Genomic DNA, 15536 nt, shown 5'->3' on the forward strand with positions numbered 1-15536 from the left:
GCGTCCGGATAATGCGTTGAAAAACGTATGTTCACAGGATAAGGGCGGCGCATTGCACCGCCCTTTTTGTTTTAAGCCCGTGCTGGCAATACCGGCAGCGGTTCTGCACGGCCAACCACGAAAGCGTAATTGAATGCGCCGATGACAGCGACACCGGCAGCCAGAGCGAAAGACGGAATGTAATTCCCACTGAACAGATCAAGCAGATAACCGAACAGGAACGGGCTGATAATCCCCGCAATGTTCGACGCAAAGTTCTGGATGCCGCCGATTGAAGCTACGTGATGTGAGCTTGGCGCAACGTCTGCTGGCAGTGACCAGATTGCAGTCGCTGCAACCGCCAGGCTGCTGTACGAAATCGCAAGGAAGATCAGCGCCATATAAAGCGATGTCACGAGTGCTGCCGGGAGAATGGCGGCACCACCAAGCAGACCGCCAACCATGATGATCTTGCGGATCGTCGTCACATCGGCGCCGTTGCGGATTGCCTTGTCAGCCCAGATACCTGCTGCCCATGCCGCAGCAACGGCGGTAAGGCCGGGGATCATGCCGAAGGTGCCGAGTTCCGCGAGATTGAGGCCGCGCGCATTCTTCAGATAATCCGGAAACCATGTCAGGAAGAAATAGATGACGAAGTTCAGACAGAAGAAGCCGATCATCATGCCCCAGATGGTGCGATAACGGAAAAGGTCGCGCCAGCGGATTTTTACCGCCTCCGCATCGTCATTGTCTTCCGTGCGTCCACCATTGTCGGTGATGTATTGACGCTCAAGATCGTTTGCACCGGGATGATCAGCCGGGTCGCGATACATCATGTACCAGAAGAATGCCCAGACGAGACCAAGTGCACCGAGGATAATGAACGAGTAGTGCCATGTGGCCAGCGCGATAATGCCGGTGACGATGGGCAATGCGAGAACAGTGCCGACGCGCGAGCCGGAATCGACGACCGCGGTGGCAAAGGCGCGCTCGCTTTTGGGGAACCAGCGCGAGGCAGCCTTGGTTGCGCTGGGATAGGCTGGTGCCTCACCCGCACCCAATGCGAACCGCATACCGAAGAAACCCCAGAAGCTGGTGGCGAGCGGTGTCAACGCCGTGAATACGGACCACCATACGGCCGCCAGCGAGAAGGACCGCCGTGCGCCAACCTTGTCGGTGAACCAGCCTGCGATCAGCATCATGCCGTCATAGGCCCAGAAGAACGCACCGAAGATGAGACCCTTTTCGGCATTGGTCAGGTTGAGGCCGAGTTCAGCATCGATATAGGGAAGTGCCACGCTCATATTGGCGCGGTCGAGATAATTCATCGTCAGGCCGAGAAAGCACATCGCGAGAATGATGTACCGGACCTTGCTGGCTCCCGCCGGAGCTTTTTGTGGGGGGTGGGCAGCTTTGGTAGCTGAGGACATTTTGTATCTCCCTTTGCCGCATCAGGCCGAAGCCAACGGCATCGCATCATGCAAAAGTTGCGAGTGGCAACTTAACCATTTGTACGGATGTTCCTTGCGAAACGAGGTCGCTAAAAAAGTGCCGGCACAACCGTACCGGCACCTTAATTGCTATAATGATTTATACCATCAGGAAGTTCAGGCCTGCACAACCAACTGGCGCTGTTCGCCAAGCCCCTCGATACCAAGGGTGATGATGTCGCCTTCCTTGAGGAACACATTCGGCTTCTGGCCAAGGCCAACGCCGGGAGGTGTGCCCGTCGAAATGATGTCACCCGGATGCAGGCTCATGAACTGCGACAGGTAAGAGACAAGATACTTCACGCCATAGACCATCGTTGCGGATGTGCCATCCTGATAGCGGTGACCGTTGACTTCCAGCCACATCTTCAGGTCCTGCGGGTCCTTGACCTCGTCCTTGGTAACAAGCCATGGGCCGGTTGGGCCAAATGTGTCGCAGCTTTTGCCCTTCGTCCATTGGCCCTGACGTTCCGCCTGGAATGCGCGCTCGGAAACATCATTGATCAGGCAATAGCCTGCCACGTGATCCATCGCTTCGTCTTCGCTGACATATTTGGCATGCTTGCCGATGACAACGCCAAGCTCGACTTCCCAGTCGGTCTTGAGCGAGGTGCGGGGAATTTCGACATCATCGTTCGGGCCAACGATGGCAGATGTTGCCTTCATGAAGATGATCGGCTCCGGCGGCACTGTCGCGCCAGTCTCGGCCGCGTGATCGGAATAGTTCAGGCCGATGCAGATGAACTTACCTGTTCCGGAAACGCAGGCACCATAACGCTCAACCTCGACTATTGGCAGCGAAGCAGGGTCAATGGCAGCCAGCTTTTTCAAACCTTCCGGCGAAATCGCTTCTCCGGCAATATCTTTCACATGCCCTGAAAGATTCCGGACTTTGCCATCCTTATCGACAAGACCTGGCTTTTCCTGGCCGAGCGGGCCATAACGCAAGAGTTTCATTGGTCAACCTTCTCTTCACTGGTGAGTAGTGGCTTAGTATGTAGCACGGCCACCGGAAATGTCGAATACTGCGCCGGTCGTGAATGAACATTCTTCACTGGCAATCCACGTAATCAGCGATGCAAGCTCCTCGACTTTACCAAAACGCTGCATCGGGATCTTCGAAAGCATGTAATCGATAAACTCCGGCTTCAATTGCTGGAGGATCGGCGTATCAACTGTCGCTGGTGTTATGGCGTTAACGGTTATTCCATCGCCAACAAGCTCCTTGCCAAGCGATTTGGTCAGACCGATCACAGCTGCCTTTGAAGCGCTGTAGGCCGACGCATTGGGATTACCCTCTTTGCCTGCAATGGAGGCGACATTGACGATCCGGCCATAACCATTCTTCTGCATGACTGGCACGACGAAACGATTGCAGTAGAACAAGCCGTGCAGATTAATATCGACGACCTTCTTCCACTGGTCTATAGGATAATCGGCAACCTTGGCATTGGGGCCAGTTATGCCCGCCGAGCAAATCAACACATCGATCTTGCCAAATGCCGAAACAGTTTCCTGCGTGGCTTTATCGACCTGATCCGGGTCCGACACGTCAAGCCGCACGCCATGCGAAGAAGCGCCGAGCGCTGCCTTCGCCTCGTCGATCTTTGCTGCATCCACATCCCACAGGCTGACCGTGCCGCCTTCCGACACGATCCGCTCTGCTGTCCTGAAACCTATGCCGGAGGCACCGCCGGTTATGACCGCGTGCCGCCCTTCATAGCGTCGTATGGAATTCGCCATGCTTCCTCCCGCTCTATTGTTTGACGCATTGTCCGAACGCAAAACCGCTACGCACTTTGCTGGAAATGCTTAGGGTCAGGACCTGTTAATCTGGTCGCAATGGTATGAGGCTTTTCGTTTGGCCAGGAGGAGCAAAGGCGAAGGCAATGTGGTTCATTGTCGAGACTTTGCGACAAACTGGGCGGGCGAAAAGACCATATCCTACGGACGCCAAAATGGCCGCAAGCTGCAGTGTCGAACCGCTTGGCCGGGGGAAGGCCCCGCCCTTCACGCTTCTCCTCGCATCTTCTTGCCATTGTAGGCGCCATTGCGATCATATTAATAGGTCCTGACCCTAGTGATTGTCGCGCGGCAGGCCCTTTGTCTGAGCAATACGCTGGTAGCCGACGGCAGGTTTCAGCACCATGCCTTCGTCAAGCTGCCCAACCATGCCGCGCTGGATTTCCTGCCAAGGTGTCTGGCTGGCAGGATATTTGTAGCCACCGGCAGCGATCAGATCGTCCTTGCGCTTCTGCAATTCCTCATCGTCGATCAGAATGTTTGCGGTGCCCTTATTGAGGTCGATACGCAGATGATCGCCGGATCGCACCAGAGCAAGTCCGCCATTGACCGCAGCTTCCGGTGAAGCATTGAGGATGGAAGGCGAACCCGATGTACCGGACTGGCGGCCATCGCCGAGGCAAGGCAGCGCGTGAATGCCCTGTTTCAGCAGATAGGCCGGAGGCTGCATGTTGACGACTTCCGCTGCGCCCGGATAGCCGATTGGTCCCGTACCGCGCATGATGAGGATGCTGTTTTCATTGAGGCCAAGCGCGGGATCATCGATCCTGTGATGATAATCCTCAGGTCCATCGAATACTTCTGCAATACCTTCAAAGGCTTCCAGATCATCGGGGTTGGAAAGATAGCGCTCGCGGAACTCGTCAGAGATCACGCTGGTCTTCATGATGGCGCTATCAAACAGATTGCCCTTGAGATTGATAAAACCTGCCTTCTTCTTCAATGGCGCATCGTAGGTTTTGATCACATCCGTATTGAGGTTTTCGGCATGTTCGCAATTCGTGCCGATACTCTGGCCATTGACGGTTACAGCCGATGGATGCGGCAGTTTTCCGGCTTTCATAAGTTCGGCAACGACGGCAGGGACGCCGCCCGCGCGATGATAATCTTCGCCGAGATACTCACCGGCTGGCTGCAGATTGACCAGCAAAGGTACATCGTGGCCGATTTCCTGCCAGTCATCATTGTCGAGGGGAATGTTCAGATGGCGCGCAATGGCATTGAGATGGATTGGAGCATTGGTTGAGCCGCCAATGGCAGAATTGATGACGATGGCATTTTCAAAAGCTGCGCGCGTCATGACATCGGAAGGCTTCAAATCTTCACGCACCATATCGACGATGCGTTTGCCGGTATCATAGGCGATCTGTCCGCGTTCGCGATATGGCGCGGGAATGGCCGCACCACCCGGCAATTCCATGCCAAGCGCTTCCGCCAGCGAGTTCATGGTTGTCGCGGTGCCCATGGTGTTGCAATAACCAACCGATGGAGCGGATGAAGCAACGATGTCCATGAATTCATCATAGTTGATTTCGCCGGAAGAGAGCTTCTCGCGGGACTTCCAGACGATCGTGCCGGAGCCTGTACGCTCACCGCGATGCCAGCCATTCAGCATGGGTCCGACAGACAAGGCGATGGCGGGAATATTGACTGTGGCAGCACCCATCAGCATGGCCGGGGTAGTCTTGTCGCAGCCGATTGTCAGCACAACACCATCGAGCGGATAACCGAAAAGCACTTCGACGAGGCCTAGATAGGCAAGGTTGCGATCAAGTGCGGCCCCCGGACGCTTGCCGGTTTCCTGTATCGGATGGACGGGAAACTCAAAAGGAATGCCGCCCGCAGCAATAATGCCATCGCGTACGCGTTTGGCGAGTTCGATGTGGTGACGGTTGCAGGGCGAAATGTCAGAGCCGGTCTGGGCGATGCCGATGATCGGCTTGCCGGATTGCAGCTCGCCACGCGTCAGGCCGTAATTCAGATAGCGCTCCAGATAGAGCGCTGTCATCCCCGGATTGTCAGGATTGTCGAACCATTCCTGCGAGCGAAGTTTTTTCGGGGCTTTGTTGGTGGTCATTTTTGAGAAGGCTCCAATTATTCCTTGACCGCGCCGGTCATGGAAGAAACGTAATAATCGACAAAGAACGAGTAGAGAATGACAACGGGCAGCGACCCGAACAGTGCGCCCGCCATCAACGAACCCCACTCGAAAACATCGCCTCGAACCAGCTCTGTCAGCACACCAACCGGGACAGTCTTGTTCTCAGAGGATTGGATGAAGGTCAGCGCATAGATGAACTCATTCCACGATAAAGTGAAGGCAAAAATACCTGCAGAGATCAGACCGGGCACTGCCAGCGGCAATATGACCCTGACCAGAATCTGCCAGCGGGAGGCACCATCCACCAAGGCGCTTTCCTCAAGCTCAAAAGGAATCGAGCGGAAATAACCCATCAGCAGCCATGTGCAGAATGGAATGAGGAAGGTCGGATAGGTGAAGATCAGTGCAAGCTTGGTATCGTAGATACCGAACTTGAATACGATCACTGCCAGCGGAATGAACAGGATTGAAGGCGGCACCAGATAGGCGAGGAAGATCAGGAGGCCGACCGGACGTGATCCGGAGAAGCGGACGCGTTCAATGGCGTAGGCAGCAAAGACCGATGCGCCTAGAGACAGCACAGTCGCACAGACGGAAACCACGATCGTGTTCCACAGCCAGCCGGGATAGGAGGTTTCGAACAGCAGATATTTGATGTGGTCAAACGTTGGCTTCACCACCCAGAAAGGGCTGAAATTGTTGTAGTCGGTCAGCTGGTTGTTTGGTTTCACCGCAGTGATCGCCATCCAGTAGAATGGAAACAGCAGCACGATGATGAAGACAAGCAGCGGCAGGTAGAGCACGACGATGCGCCGTGGCAACCGGTTGAGATAGCTCATGCCCTGCGCTTCGTCGTTGAGCGGCTGGACTGTCGTTTGTTCGGAAATGCTCATGATCGTTCTCCCTCCGCTCAATCTTGTCCGCCCTGTTGCCATTTGCGGCGCTGAAGGCCGAAGAATGAGAACAGGATCGAAGCGAGGAGGAATGGGATCATGGCAACGGCAATGGCGGCGCCTTCGCCAAGCTGCCCGCCGGGAATGCCGCGCTGGAACGATAATGTTGCCATCAGATGCGTGGCGTTAACCGGCCCGCCTTTTGTCAGCACGTAGATAAGCTGGAAATCGGTAAAGGTGAAAAGTACCGAGAAGGTCATGACAACGGCGATGATCGGCGTCAGCATGGGCAGGGTGATGAAGCGGAAACGCTGCCAACCCGTAGCGCCATCAAGCGACGCGGCTTCATGCAGCGATTGCGGGATTGTCTGCAAGCCTGCAAGCAGTGAGATTGCCACAAAAGGAATGCCGCGCCAGACATTGGCGGCAATAACCGAGGCGCGTGCATTGTTTGGATCGCCGAGGAAATTGATTGGTCCGTCGATCCAGCCAAGCTGCATCAGCGACCATGAAACAATCGAGAACTGCGCATCGTAAATCCACCAGAAGGCAAGGGCGGACAACACTGTCGGGACTACCCAGGGCAGGAGGATAATGGCGCGAAAGAATGATTTGAAAGGCAGGTGTTCGTTGAGGATCATCGCCAGCCAGAGCCCTAAACCGAACTTCAGAACGGAGGCGATAAAGGTGTAGAGGACCGTATTGTAAACAGCCATCCAGAACACGCTGTCATTGGCGAGAGCCTGATAATTCTCAAGCCCGATGAATATGCCATCGCGGCCGATCTTCGCATCGGTGAAGCCGAGCCAGACACCCAGCCCGAGCGGATATGTGAGAAAGCATATGAGGAATACTGCTGCAGGCAGCATGAAGAACAGGCCGACCGCAGTGTTGCTGCGGGCCATTGCACCAAAGCCAGAGTTTCGTTTTGCAGTCGGCGTCATTGTCATCGGATATCTCCGGTTGCGTCGGCTTCGAAAGCAATTCCAGGAAAAGTGGTAGCCGGTTTTCCGTCCGGAATTGCGTAACAACGGTCAGCCTTCCGCCACATTTGCGCGGCGGAAGGCTTGTGTTCCTTAAGTGGCGTAGTAGCGGTTGGCGCGCTTCTCCGCCTGTGCGATGGCATCCTCTGCGGTCATCTGGCCGGTGACGGCTGTGACATACATATCGACCAGAACATAATCGGCCATGACGCCTGCAGACGCTGTTCCCAAAGGCCCTGCAAAGCCATTCGGACGAAGCGTTTCGGAAGCGCGTGCATAGGCTTCATGGATCGGATTGGATTTCCAAACCGGATTGGCCGCAAATTCCTTGAGCGGCTGGCAGCAATAGGCGCTGGCACCTTCAATCCACGAATTCATGTTTTCGGCCTGATACATGAATTGCAGATAGGCTTTTGCAGCTTCCGGATATTTCGTGTGTTTGAAGATCGAAATAGTCGAAGTCTGATGTAGTTCGATGGACTGACCGGCGGGACCGATAGGCAGGTTTGTCGAGCGCATGTCCTCGGCAATATCGGCCATGGATGGATCAGCTTTGGCTGTATAGTAGGCCGAGACACCATTTGCAGTCAGTGATATCTGACGGGCAAGGAAGGCGCGATTATTGTTGACGTCCTGCCAGCTTTCAGTGCCGGGAATGAATGTCTTGTAAAGCTCCTGTGCATATTTGACGGAAGCCAAAGTTTCAGGGCTGTTGATGACAACCTTGCCGCTCTCATCGACCATCATGCCGCCATGGCTCCAAAGCAGCCAATGCGCATAGTTGTTGCCGTCGCCCACTGCCTTGCCGTGCGGGAAGCCTGCCGGAGTGCCCTTGGCCTGCAACGCCTTGCACAGTTCAAGAAAGCCTGCCGTGTCCTTCGGAAACTCCTGGAAACCAGCGGCTTTCATGTGGCTGTCGCGATAGATAACCGCATTGCCGATGGCGCAAAGTGGAAGGGCAATGAACTTGCCGTCACGCTTGGCATAGCCTTCAAGACCGGCATACCAACCGCCATGAGCACCGCCGAGATATTCGCCAAGCTCGGTCACGTCGATCAGCTTGTCGGGGTATTGCTGTGGATCGTCAAACCAGCTCATGACCATATCGGGACCGGAACCAACATTGGCAGCGACGGCAGCTTTCGGGCGAACGTCCTCCCAGCTTTCCTTGTCTACACGCACAGTAACGCCAGTGGCATCAGTGAATTTTTTGGTATTGGCCAGCCAGGCGGCTTCTTCAGCCGGAACGAATGGAACCCAGCGAAGGAGGCGCAGCGTTGCGCCTTCTTCCGGCTTGTAGGCAGGCGCAGAGCCTTGCGCAAAGGCTGGTGTCAGGCCAAAACGGTTCAGCCCTGCGGCGGCGACTAGTCCGGCTGATGCGCCGAGAAGATGTCTTCTATTGATGGTCATTCTTGCTCCTCCTTGGTTGTAAAAGGCTTTTGAAATGCTCCCACATTTCAGGCCATGAGTGCCGGGGCTTTATGACGAAGACCTGCTCCCGACCGGCAGGCACCGCTTATGAACTTCAGACCAGTCGTTTGCCGGTTTCAGCATCGAAGAGATATGTTGCTTCAGCATGGATCGACAGACCCACGGTCTCACCCGGCTTGGCGCTGATACGCTGGTGGAAAACGCCGGTAACGAGATCGCCGCCAACCCGCATGATCATTTGCGTTTCCGAGCCGGTTGGCTCGATCACCACCACCTCCGCAGGAATACCGCCATCGGCAATGGTCATGTGTTCTGGCCGCAGACCATAGATCAGCGCACGTCCCTTGGCGCTTTCCGGCGCCTTGGCAACGGGAAGATCCACGCCATTGTCAGTCTTGAATTTGAGTGTGCTGTTCGGATCAAGTTTACCCTTGAGCATGTTCATGGCAGGTGAGCCAATGAAGCTGGCAACAAACAGGTTGGCGGGCTGATCATAGAGTTCGAGCGGTGCACCGATCTGCTCGACCAGACCGTCATGCATGACGACAATCTTGTCGGCCATGGTCATGGCTTCGATCTGGTCGTGCGTGACATAAACCGTTGTGGTCTTCAGCCGCTGATGCAGTTCCTTGATCTCGGCGCGCATGGCGACACGCAGCTTGGCATCAAGATTGGACAAAGGCTCGTCAAAAAGGAAGACCTGCGGGTCGCGGACAATGGCTCGGCCCATGGCAACACGTTGGCGCTGACCACCGGAAAGCTGGCGTGGAAAGCGATCAAGAAGCGGTGTCAGTCCGAGTATTTCCGCTGCAGGCTTCACCCGCTTTTCGATTTCGGCTTTCGAGGCGCGTTTCAACGTCAGCGAGAAGGCCATGTTGTCGGCCACGGTCATATGCGGATAAAGCGCATAATTCTGGAACACCATGGCAATGTCGCGTTCCTTGGGCGCGAGACCGTTCACGACTTGGCCGCCGATCTTGATTTCGCCTGCCGAGATATTCTCCAGCCCCGCCAGCATGCGCAGCAAGGTAGACTTGCCGCAGCCGGAAGGCCCGACAAGGATGACGAACTCGCCATCTTCAATCTTGATGTCGACACCCTTGATGACGGGATGCGTACCGAATGATTTTCGTACGTCGGCGAATTCAACCGATGCCATGCGCTCTCCTCCAGAAATTATGTCAGGCACCACTTCTCCCAAAGTGCTGCCCTATGATTTATCCGCGACCCACCAGTGGCATTTTAGTCGCCATGATCGTCATTGTCAGTACATTCGCGTCCAGCGGCAGGCTTGCCATATAGACCACCGCATCACCGATATGGTGCGCCGGTATTGTCGGCTCGCTGGCAATCTCGCCATTGGCCTGCATGACGCCGCCCGCCATTTTTGATGTCATTTCAGTCGTAGCATTGCCGATATCGATCTGCCCGCAGGCAATATCGAAAGGCCTGCCATCCAGCGCCGTCGATTTTGTCATGCCGGTCACCGCATGCTTTGTTGCCGTATAGGGCGCCGTATTGGGGCGAGGGGTCTGTGCCGAGATTGAACCATTGTTGATGATACGTCCGCCACGGGGTGACTGCGCCTTCATCAGCTTCATCGCCTGCTGCGTGCAGAGGAATACCCCTGTCAGGTTAGCACCAACGATTGCATTCCAGTGTTCGAACGTCAGTTCTTCCATGGCGATGTTCGGAACATTGATACCTGCATTGTTGACCAGAAGATCAAGTCGTCCAAACTCGCTTTTGATCGCCTCGAAAAGTGCCGCGACGGAGTTCGGATCGCTTACATCTGCGGTGATTGGTTTGACTGTACCACCTGTGCCTGCGGCTAAAGTCTTGGCCGCATCTTCAAGCACATCCTTGCGCCTGCCTGAAATGACAACCGTATAGCCAACGCCCAGCAATGCGGTGGTGATCGCCTTGCCGACGCCTGTTCCGCCGCCTGTCACCAGCGCGATTTTGCCTTTACCTGAATCGATCACGCTCATGCTGGAATCTTTCCGCCCAGTTCATCGTCAATATGCGCCTTGATGATGTCGTCAAAGGCTGTCTCCGCCTTGAAACCAAGCTTGGCGGCGCGTGACGTATCAAAATCCGTTGCCCAACCGGCAACGATCTTCTGGATCACAGCATCGGGCTCGCGCCGGATGAGTTTTACAGCCTTGTCTCCTGCCACGCGTTGCAGGGCGGCAATCTCTTCTCCGACAAGTGCTGAAAGCCCCGGCATGGAAAGATTGCGCCTTGGTCCGACTTTTTCGAGATCGAGTGTTGCGGCATGAATGAAAAAGCCGACTGCCGAGCGCGGGCTTGTAAACCAGTGCCGTACGTTTTCATCGACGGGAAGAATGGCTTCCTGCCCCGAAAGCGGTTCGCGCAGAATGTTTGAGAAGAAACCCGAGGCGGCCTTGTTTGGTTTACCCGGACGAATGCAGATGGTTGGCAGGCGAATGCCGATACCGTCGAAAAACCCCCTGCGGCTGTAGTCGGAGAGCAAAAGCTCGGAGATCGCCTTTTGCGTGCCATAGCTTGTGAGCGGTGTCGTGAAAAACTCGTCGCCGATCTTGTCCGGAAAGGGTGTGCCGAAAACGGCTATGGAAGAGGCGAAGATGACCCGCGGCCTGTAAGGCTCGCGATGGCCCTCGATCCTGATGGCTTCGAACAGCGAGCGCGTGCCGTCAAGATTGACCTTATAGCCTTTTTCAAAGTCGGCCTCCGCTTCACCGGAAACGATTGCGGCAAGGTGAAAGATCATATCGGGGCGGGTGGCTATCAGCTTTTCTGCGACCCCGGGGTCAGATAGGTCCGCTGCGATGGTGCTGGAAATACCGGCAAAGGCAGGGGGTGCAACAGGTTCGAAAACATCAACCAGCGTCAGTTTGTCGATATCCAATCCGAGCGCGCCCGGATTGGCAGCGATCTTGTCCAAAAGCTTGCGGCCAACCATTCCGGCTGAACCGATCACCAAAACATGCATATGCGGTATTCCTCCCTGCAAGCCCCTCCCGGGCCCAAAACAATTCCAGAAAAAGTAGGTGCCGGTTTTCCGTCCGGAATCATGACAACAGAATTGATGCGAACAGCTCTAATGTTAGCGCTGTCATAAAGTTATGCACACTGACTAGCGTTCATCAAGTGTTTTATGGTAGCGCTGTCATTATTCTTCCGAAATGCCTTGGATGGGACACCATGGCCCGCAAACGAAACGCCAATCGAACCGCCGGTACTCCGACCTTGGCCGATGTGGCGCGGCTGGCGGGTATGAGCGAAATCACCGTTTCGCGCGTCGTTCGCAACCAGGGGCCAATTGCTGACGCCACGCGAACCCGCGTTCAGGCCGCGGTTGCCCAGCTCGGTTACATCCCCAATCGCGCTGCGGGAAGTCTCGCTTCTGCTGCCTCGACACTGATGACCGTGCTCCTGCCGTCACTTTCGAACATTGTCTTTCCCGATGTTTTGCGCGGGATACATACTGCGATTACCGAAACAGCGTTTCAGCCGGTTATCGGCGTTACCGACTATGATCCCCTGATTGAAGAGCGTATTCTTCTGTCGTTTCTGGCGTGGCAGCCTGCAGCCGTCATTCTCGCAGGCCTGCATCACACGCCCATCGCACGAAAACATCTGGAGCAGGGGCGGTTTCGTGTCGCCGAACTGATGGATATCGATGGCGATCCCGTCGATATCGCTGTGGGCATGTCGCACCGGCAGGCTGGTTATGAAACCGGGCGGCATCTCATCAAGCGGGGTTATCGCAAATTCGGTTATGCCGGGCATATGCTTGTCCATGATGATCGCGCCAAAGCCCGCTATGAAGGATTGTGCTCTGCGTTACAGGATGGCGGGCTTTCACTGGTTGCGGAGATGCGCTCGCCCGGCGGTGGTTCGACAATAGCCGGGCGCGAGCTTCTGGAAAAACTGCTTGTGGCTCATCCGGATATCGATGTTGTCATCTTCCCGAATGACGATATGGCCATGGGTGGCATATTTCACTGCATTCACGCGGGGATCGTCATCAAAGAGCGGCTTGGCATATTCGGGTTCAATGGTTTGGATATCGGACAGGCAATGCCATTGCCTCTATCGACGATCCTGTCCAAGCGTTTCCTTATTGGTAAGACAGCTGCGGAAAAGCTCCTTGAAAGCCGCGAACGTCCGGCAGAGAAAACAATCATCAATACCGGATTCGATATTATTGAAGGTGCTACGGCTTAGCTGTATCCGTATGCTGCATTGCTCCTGAGCTTGTCGAAGGGCGAACCACGCAGAACGGCCCGATGCAGTATTAAGACTTGCAAAACTTAGCCGGTTTCGCTTTAGCCCCAATTGACATATTTGCGTTTTCGTTTTCGTATAGAAACCACCAAAACGAAAATGAAAGCGTTACCCCATGTTTCTTGCTCCCAGACATGCCGAAATTCTGGAGATGGCCAAGGAGCATGGTCGTGTGCTGGTCGATGATCTGGCTATGCACTTCAATGTAACGCCGCAGACCATCAGAAAAGACCTCAATGATCTGTGTGATCAGCGCCTGCTCACCCGCATACATGGCGGCGCTTTATTCCCCTCTGGTGTCCAGAACCTTGAGTATGAGGCCCGGCGATTAATCGCTGCGAGCGAAAAGGAAGCCATCGGCAAGGCGGCGGCAGAGCTGATACCCGACAATGCATCGCTCTTTGTCAATATCGGCACGACAACCGAGGCGGTGGGTCAGGCCCTTCTGGATCGTAAAGGTCTCATGATTATCACTAATAATATTAATGTTGCCAATAGGTTACGTATTTATCCCGATATCGAGGTCGTGATCGCCGGTGGTGTTGTACGCGGCTCCGATGGCGGTATTGTCGGCGAAGCCGCCGTAGACTTCATTCGCCAGTTCAAGGTCGATTTTGCGGTGATCGGCACGTCGGCAATCGATAGCGATGGCGCCTTGCTTGATTTCGATTTTCGCGAGGTCAAGGTTGCGCAGGCGATCATGGCGAATGCCCGGCACGTAATCCTCGTTTCGGACTCGACAAAGTTTGAGCGAACCGCGCCGGTGCGTATAGGGCATCTGTCACAGGTCAATACCTTCATCACCGACCGCTGCGAAAGCGAGGCGATACGCCGGATTTGTAGCGAAGCAGATGTTCGATTGATTGAAACGTCTGGTTGAAACCGCCCCTTGTGCGTTGGTCGGTTGCGCGCTATAGTTCATTTTAGTTTCGTATTGCTTTCGCAATTTCAACATTTTCCTTTCGCATTTGCGAAAGAATGGTGCGGTGCGAAATGAGGGTGGGAAAAGATTTGACTGGCCAGATTTACGATATCTTCGTCATAGGCGGCGGCATCAATGGCTGCGGCATTGCGCGTGACGCTGTGGGTCGTGGCTATTCGGTTTTTCTGGCCGAGATGAATGATCTTGCCAGCGGTACGTCCTCCGGTTCAACCAAGCTTATCCATGGCGGCCTGCGCTATCTCGAGCATTACGAATTCCGCCTTGTGCGCGAGTCCTTGATGGAGCGTGAGGTTCTCTGGGCCTGTGCGCCGCATATCATCTGGCCGATGCGTTTTGTGCTGCCGCACCACAAGGGCTTGCGTCCTGCATGGCTGCTGCGGCTCGGTCTTTTCCTCTACGATCATATTGGCGGGCGCAAGAAGCTGCCTGTTACACGCACGCTGGACATGACCCGCGATCCAGCCGCAAAGCCGCTGAAATCGCTTTACACAAAAGCATTTGAATACTCCGATTGCTGGGTCAATGATGCGCGCTTCGTTGCGCTCAATGCTCGTGACGCTGCAGATCGCGGCGCAACTATCCGCACACGTACCAAGGTCGTCAGCGCTGTTCGCGATAGTGATCATTGGACCCTGACATTGCAGGATAGCCTGACCGGTGCAAAGGAAGAGGTGCAGGCGAAGCTTGTGGTCAATGCTGCCGGTCCGTGGGTGGATGAAGTATTGACCGGCGTTGTCGGCAGCAACAACGCGCATAATGTACGTCTGGTGCAGGGCAGTCATATCGTCGTGAAAAAGAAGTTCGACGATCCGCGTGCCTATTTCTTCCAGAACACTGACGGACGCATCATCTTCGCTATTCCCTATGAGCAGGATTTCACGCTGATTGGTACAACCGATCAGGATTATCACGGCAATCCTGCCGAGGTGAAAATCAGCGATACGGAGATAGATTATCTGTGTGCCGCTGCCAGTGAATATTTTGTTGAGCCGGTCAAGCGCGAGGATGTTGTCTGGACCTATTCCGGCGTGCGTCCGCTTTACGATGATGGAGCATCAAAAGCGCAGGAAGCAACGCGCGATTACGTGTTGAAAACCGATGCACCGGAAGGCCGCGCGCCGATCCTGAATATCTTCGGAGGCAAGATCACCACATACCGCCGCCTGTCGGAACATATGCTTGAAAAGATCGAAGATCAGCTTGGCAAGCGTGGCAAGCCATGGACTGCAACGGGTACTTTGCCCGGCGGCAATTTTGCCGTGACGGCTTTTGATAGCGAATTGCAGAAACTGAGGGCAGACTATCCATTCCTTGAGGCGGCGCATGCGCATCGGCTTTTCCGTCTCTATGGCACGAAGGCCCGTATTTTGCTTGGCAATGCAAAGTCTCTCGGCGATCTGGGTAAGCATTTTGGATCGGATTTATACGAGGCTGAAGTACGCTATCAGATAGAGCAGGAATGGGCACTGACCGCGCAGGATGTGCTGTGGCGCAGGACCAAGAAGGGCCTGCATCTGAGTGCCGATGAAGCTGGTGCTCTCGATCATTTCATGGAAGGCGCAGTCGACAGACGGCGCGCCATTGCTGCAGAATAAATATACCGTTGATGCGTGTTGAAGCGCGTGTCGGCTCTGGGAG

At 55.0% G+C, this 15536-nt stretch carries 13 protein-coding genes; 3 read left to right on the plus strand and 10 right to left on the minus strand.

Translation table 11 applies throughout. From position 1 onward, the window contains the following. Positions 1 to 71: 71 nt before the first annotated feature. The 10 genes from ABKW30_RS04305 to denD form a co-directional block, all read right to left on the minus strand. Positions 72 to 1409, minus strand: coding sequence for an MFS transporter (locus ABKW30_RS04305; RefSeq protein ID WP_348596853.1), 1338 nt, complete (start codon positions 1407 to 1409; stop codon positions 72 to 74). A 177-nt stretch (positions 1410 to 1586) separates the two neighbouring features. After that, on the minus strand, positions 1587 to 2426 hold the full coding sequence (locus ABKW30_RS04310; RefSeq protein ID WP_348596855.1) for a fumarylacetoacetate hydrolase family protein: 840 nt from the start codon (positions 2424 to 2426) through the stop codon (positions 1587 to 1589). A 33-nt stretch (positions 2427 to 2459) separates the two neighbouring features. Continuing rightward, a complete protein-coding gene (locus tag ABKW30_RS04315) occupies positions 2460 to 3212 on the minus strand; it encodes an SDR family NAD(P)-dependent oxidoreductase (protein ID WP_348596857.1) in 753 nt (250 codons plus the stop codon). Between the two features lie 334 nt (positions 3213 to 3546). Next, positions 3547 to 5349: an IlvD/Edd family dehydratase gene (locus tag ABKW30_RS04320; RefSeq protein ID WP_348596859.1), complete on the minus strand. Its 1803-nt coding sequence runs from the start codon at positions 5347 to 5349 to the stop codon at positions 3547 to 3549. Positions 5350 to 5366: 17 nt separating this feature from the next. Continuing rightward, the gene (locus tag ABKW30_RS04325; RefSeq protein WP_348596861.1) at positions 5367 to 6266 is read right to left on the minus strand and encodes a carbohydrate ABC transporter permease; all 900 of its coding nucleotides are present in this window, start codon (positions 6264 to 6266) and stop codon (positions 5367 to 5369) included. 17 nt (positions 6267 to 6283) lie between these two features. Further along, positions 6284 to 7216 carry a sugar ABC transporter permease gene (locus tag ABKW30_RS04330; RefSeq protein ID WP_008127671.1) on the minus strand — a complete coding sequence of 311 codons (933 nt, stop codon included), beginning with the start codon at positions 7214 to 7216 and terminating at the stop codon, positions 6284 to 6286. 126 nt (positions 7217 to 7342) lie between these two features. After that, on the minus strand, positions 7343 to 8659 hold the full coding sequence (locus ABKW30_RS04335; protein WP_348596863.1) for an ABC transporter substrate-binding protein: 1317 nt from the start codon (positions 8657 to 8659) through the stop codon (positions 7343 to 7345). A gap of 115 nt (positions 8660 to 8774) precedes the next feature. Further along, complete coding sequence (gene ugpC / locus ABKW30_RS04340; RefSeq protein ID WP_348596865.1) at positions 8775 to 9839, minus strand: sn-glycerol-3-phosphate ABC transporter ATP-binding protein UgpC; 1065 nt, start codon at positions 9837 to 9839, stop codon at positions 8775 to 8777. Between the two features lie 58 nt (positions 9840 to 9897). Continuing rightward, entirely contained in the window at positions 9898 to 10671 is a 774-nt protein-coding gene (locus ABKW30_RS04345; protein WP_348596867.1) for an SDR family oxidoreductase, read from the minus strand. Then, complete coding sequence (gene denD / locus ABKW30_RS04350; RefSeq protein ID WP_348596869.1) at positions 10668 to 11657, minus strand: D-erythronate dehydrogenase; 990 nt, start codon at positions 11655 to 11657, stop codon at positions 10668 to 10670. The genes ABKW30_RS04345 and denD overlap by 4 nt, the downstream gene beginning before the upstream one ends. Positions 11658 to 11869: 212 nt before the next feature. On the opposite strand from denD, the gene ABKW30_RS04355 reads away from it, so the two are divergent. The 3 genes from ABKW30_RS04355 (at position 11870) to glpD (ending at position 15493) form a co-directional block, all read left to right on the plus strand. Beyond that, on the plus strand, positions 11870 to 12895 hold the full coding sequence (locus tag ABKW30_RS04355; protein ID WP_348596871.1) for a LacI family DNA-binding transcriptional regulator: 1026 nt from the start codon (positions 11870 to 11872) through the stop codon (positions 12893 to 12895). Positions 12896 to 13070: 175 nt separating this feature from the next. Continuing rightward, positions 13071 to 13835 carry a DeoR/GlpR family DNA-binding transcription regulator gene (locus ABKW30_RS04360; RefSeq protein ID WP_348596873.1) on the plus strand — a complete coding sequence of 255 codons (765 nt, stop codon included), beginning with the start codon at positions 13071 to 13073 and terminating at the stop codon, positions 13833 to 13835. Positions 13836 to 13948: 113 nt separating this feature from the next. Next, a complete protein-coding gene (gene glpD / locus ABKW30_RS04365) occupies positions 13949 to 15493 on the plus strand; it encodes a glycerol-3-phosphate dehydrogenase (protein WP_348596874.1) in 1545 nt (514 codons plus the stop codon). The last annotated feature ends 43 nt before the right edge of the window (positions 15494 to 15536 follow it).

Origin of the sequence: Phyllobacterium sp. SB3 (assembly GCF_040009165.1) — a bacterium.
Lineage (GTDB): Bacteria > Pseudomonadota > Alphaproteobacteria > Rhizobiales > Rhizobiaceae > Phyllobacterium.

What these genes read in the sequence shown, in the direction of transcription:
- ABKW30_RS04310 (WP_348596855.1), bottom strand. Translation starts at nt 2,426, where the DNA reads ATGAAACTCTTGCGTTATGGCCCGCTCGGCCAGGAAAAGCCAGGTCTT.
- ABKW30_RS04315 (WP_348596857.1), bottom strand. Translation starts at nt 3,212, where the DNA reads ATGGCGAATTCCATACGACGCTATGAAGGGCGGCACGCGGTCATAACC.
- ABKW30_RS04345 (WP_348596867.1), bottom strand. Translation starts at nt 10,671, where the DNA reads ATGAGCGTGATCGATTCAGGTAAAGGCAAAATCGCGCTGGTGACAGGC.
- ABKW30_RS04355 (WP_348596871.1), top strand. Translation starts at nt 11,870, where the DNA reads ATGGCCCGCAAACGAAACGCCAATCGAACCGCCGGTACTCCGACCTTG.
- ugpC (WP_348596865.1), bottom strand. Translation starts at nt 9,839, where the DNA reads ATGGCATCGGTTGAATTCGCCGACGTACGAAAATCATTCGGTACGCAT.
- denD (WP_348596869.1), bottom strand. Translation starts at nt 11,657, where the DNA reads ATGCATGTTTTGGTGATCGGTTCAGCCGGAATGGTTGGCCGCAAGCTT.
- ABKW30_RS04335 (WP_348596863.1), bottom strand. Translation starts at nt 8,659, where the DNA reads ATGACCATCAATAGAAGACATCTTCTCGGCGCATCAGCCGGACTAGTC.
- ABKW30_RS04320 (WP_348596859.1), bottom strand. Translation starts at nt 5,349, where the DNA reads ATGACCACCAACAAAGCCCCGAAAAAACTTCGCTCGCAGGAATGGTTC.
- ABKW30_RS04325 (WP_348596861.1), bottom strand. Translation starts at nt 6,266, where the DNA reads ATGAGCATTTCCGAACAAACGACAGTCCAGCCGCTCAACGACGAAGCG.
- glpD (WP_348596874.1), top strand. Translation starts at nt 13,949, where the DNA reads ATGAGGGTGGGAAAAGATTTGACTGGCCAGATTTACGATATCTTCGTC.
- ABKW30_RS04360 (WP_348596873.1), top strand. Translation starts at nt 13,071, where the DNA reads ATGTTTCTTGCTCCCAGACATGCCGAAATTCTGGAGATGGCCAAGGAG.
- ABKW30_RS04330 (WP_008127671.1), bottom strand. Translation starts at nt 7,216, where the DNA reads ATGACAATGACGCCGACTGCAAAACGAAACTCTGGCTTTGGTGCAATG.
- ABKW30_RS04305 (WP_348596853.1), bottom strand. Translation starts at nt 1,409, where the DNA reads ATGTCCTCAGCTACCAAAGCTGCCCACCCCCCACAAAAAGCTCCGGCG.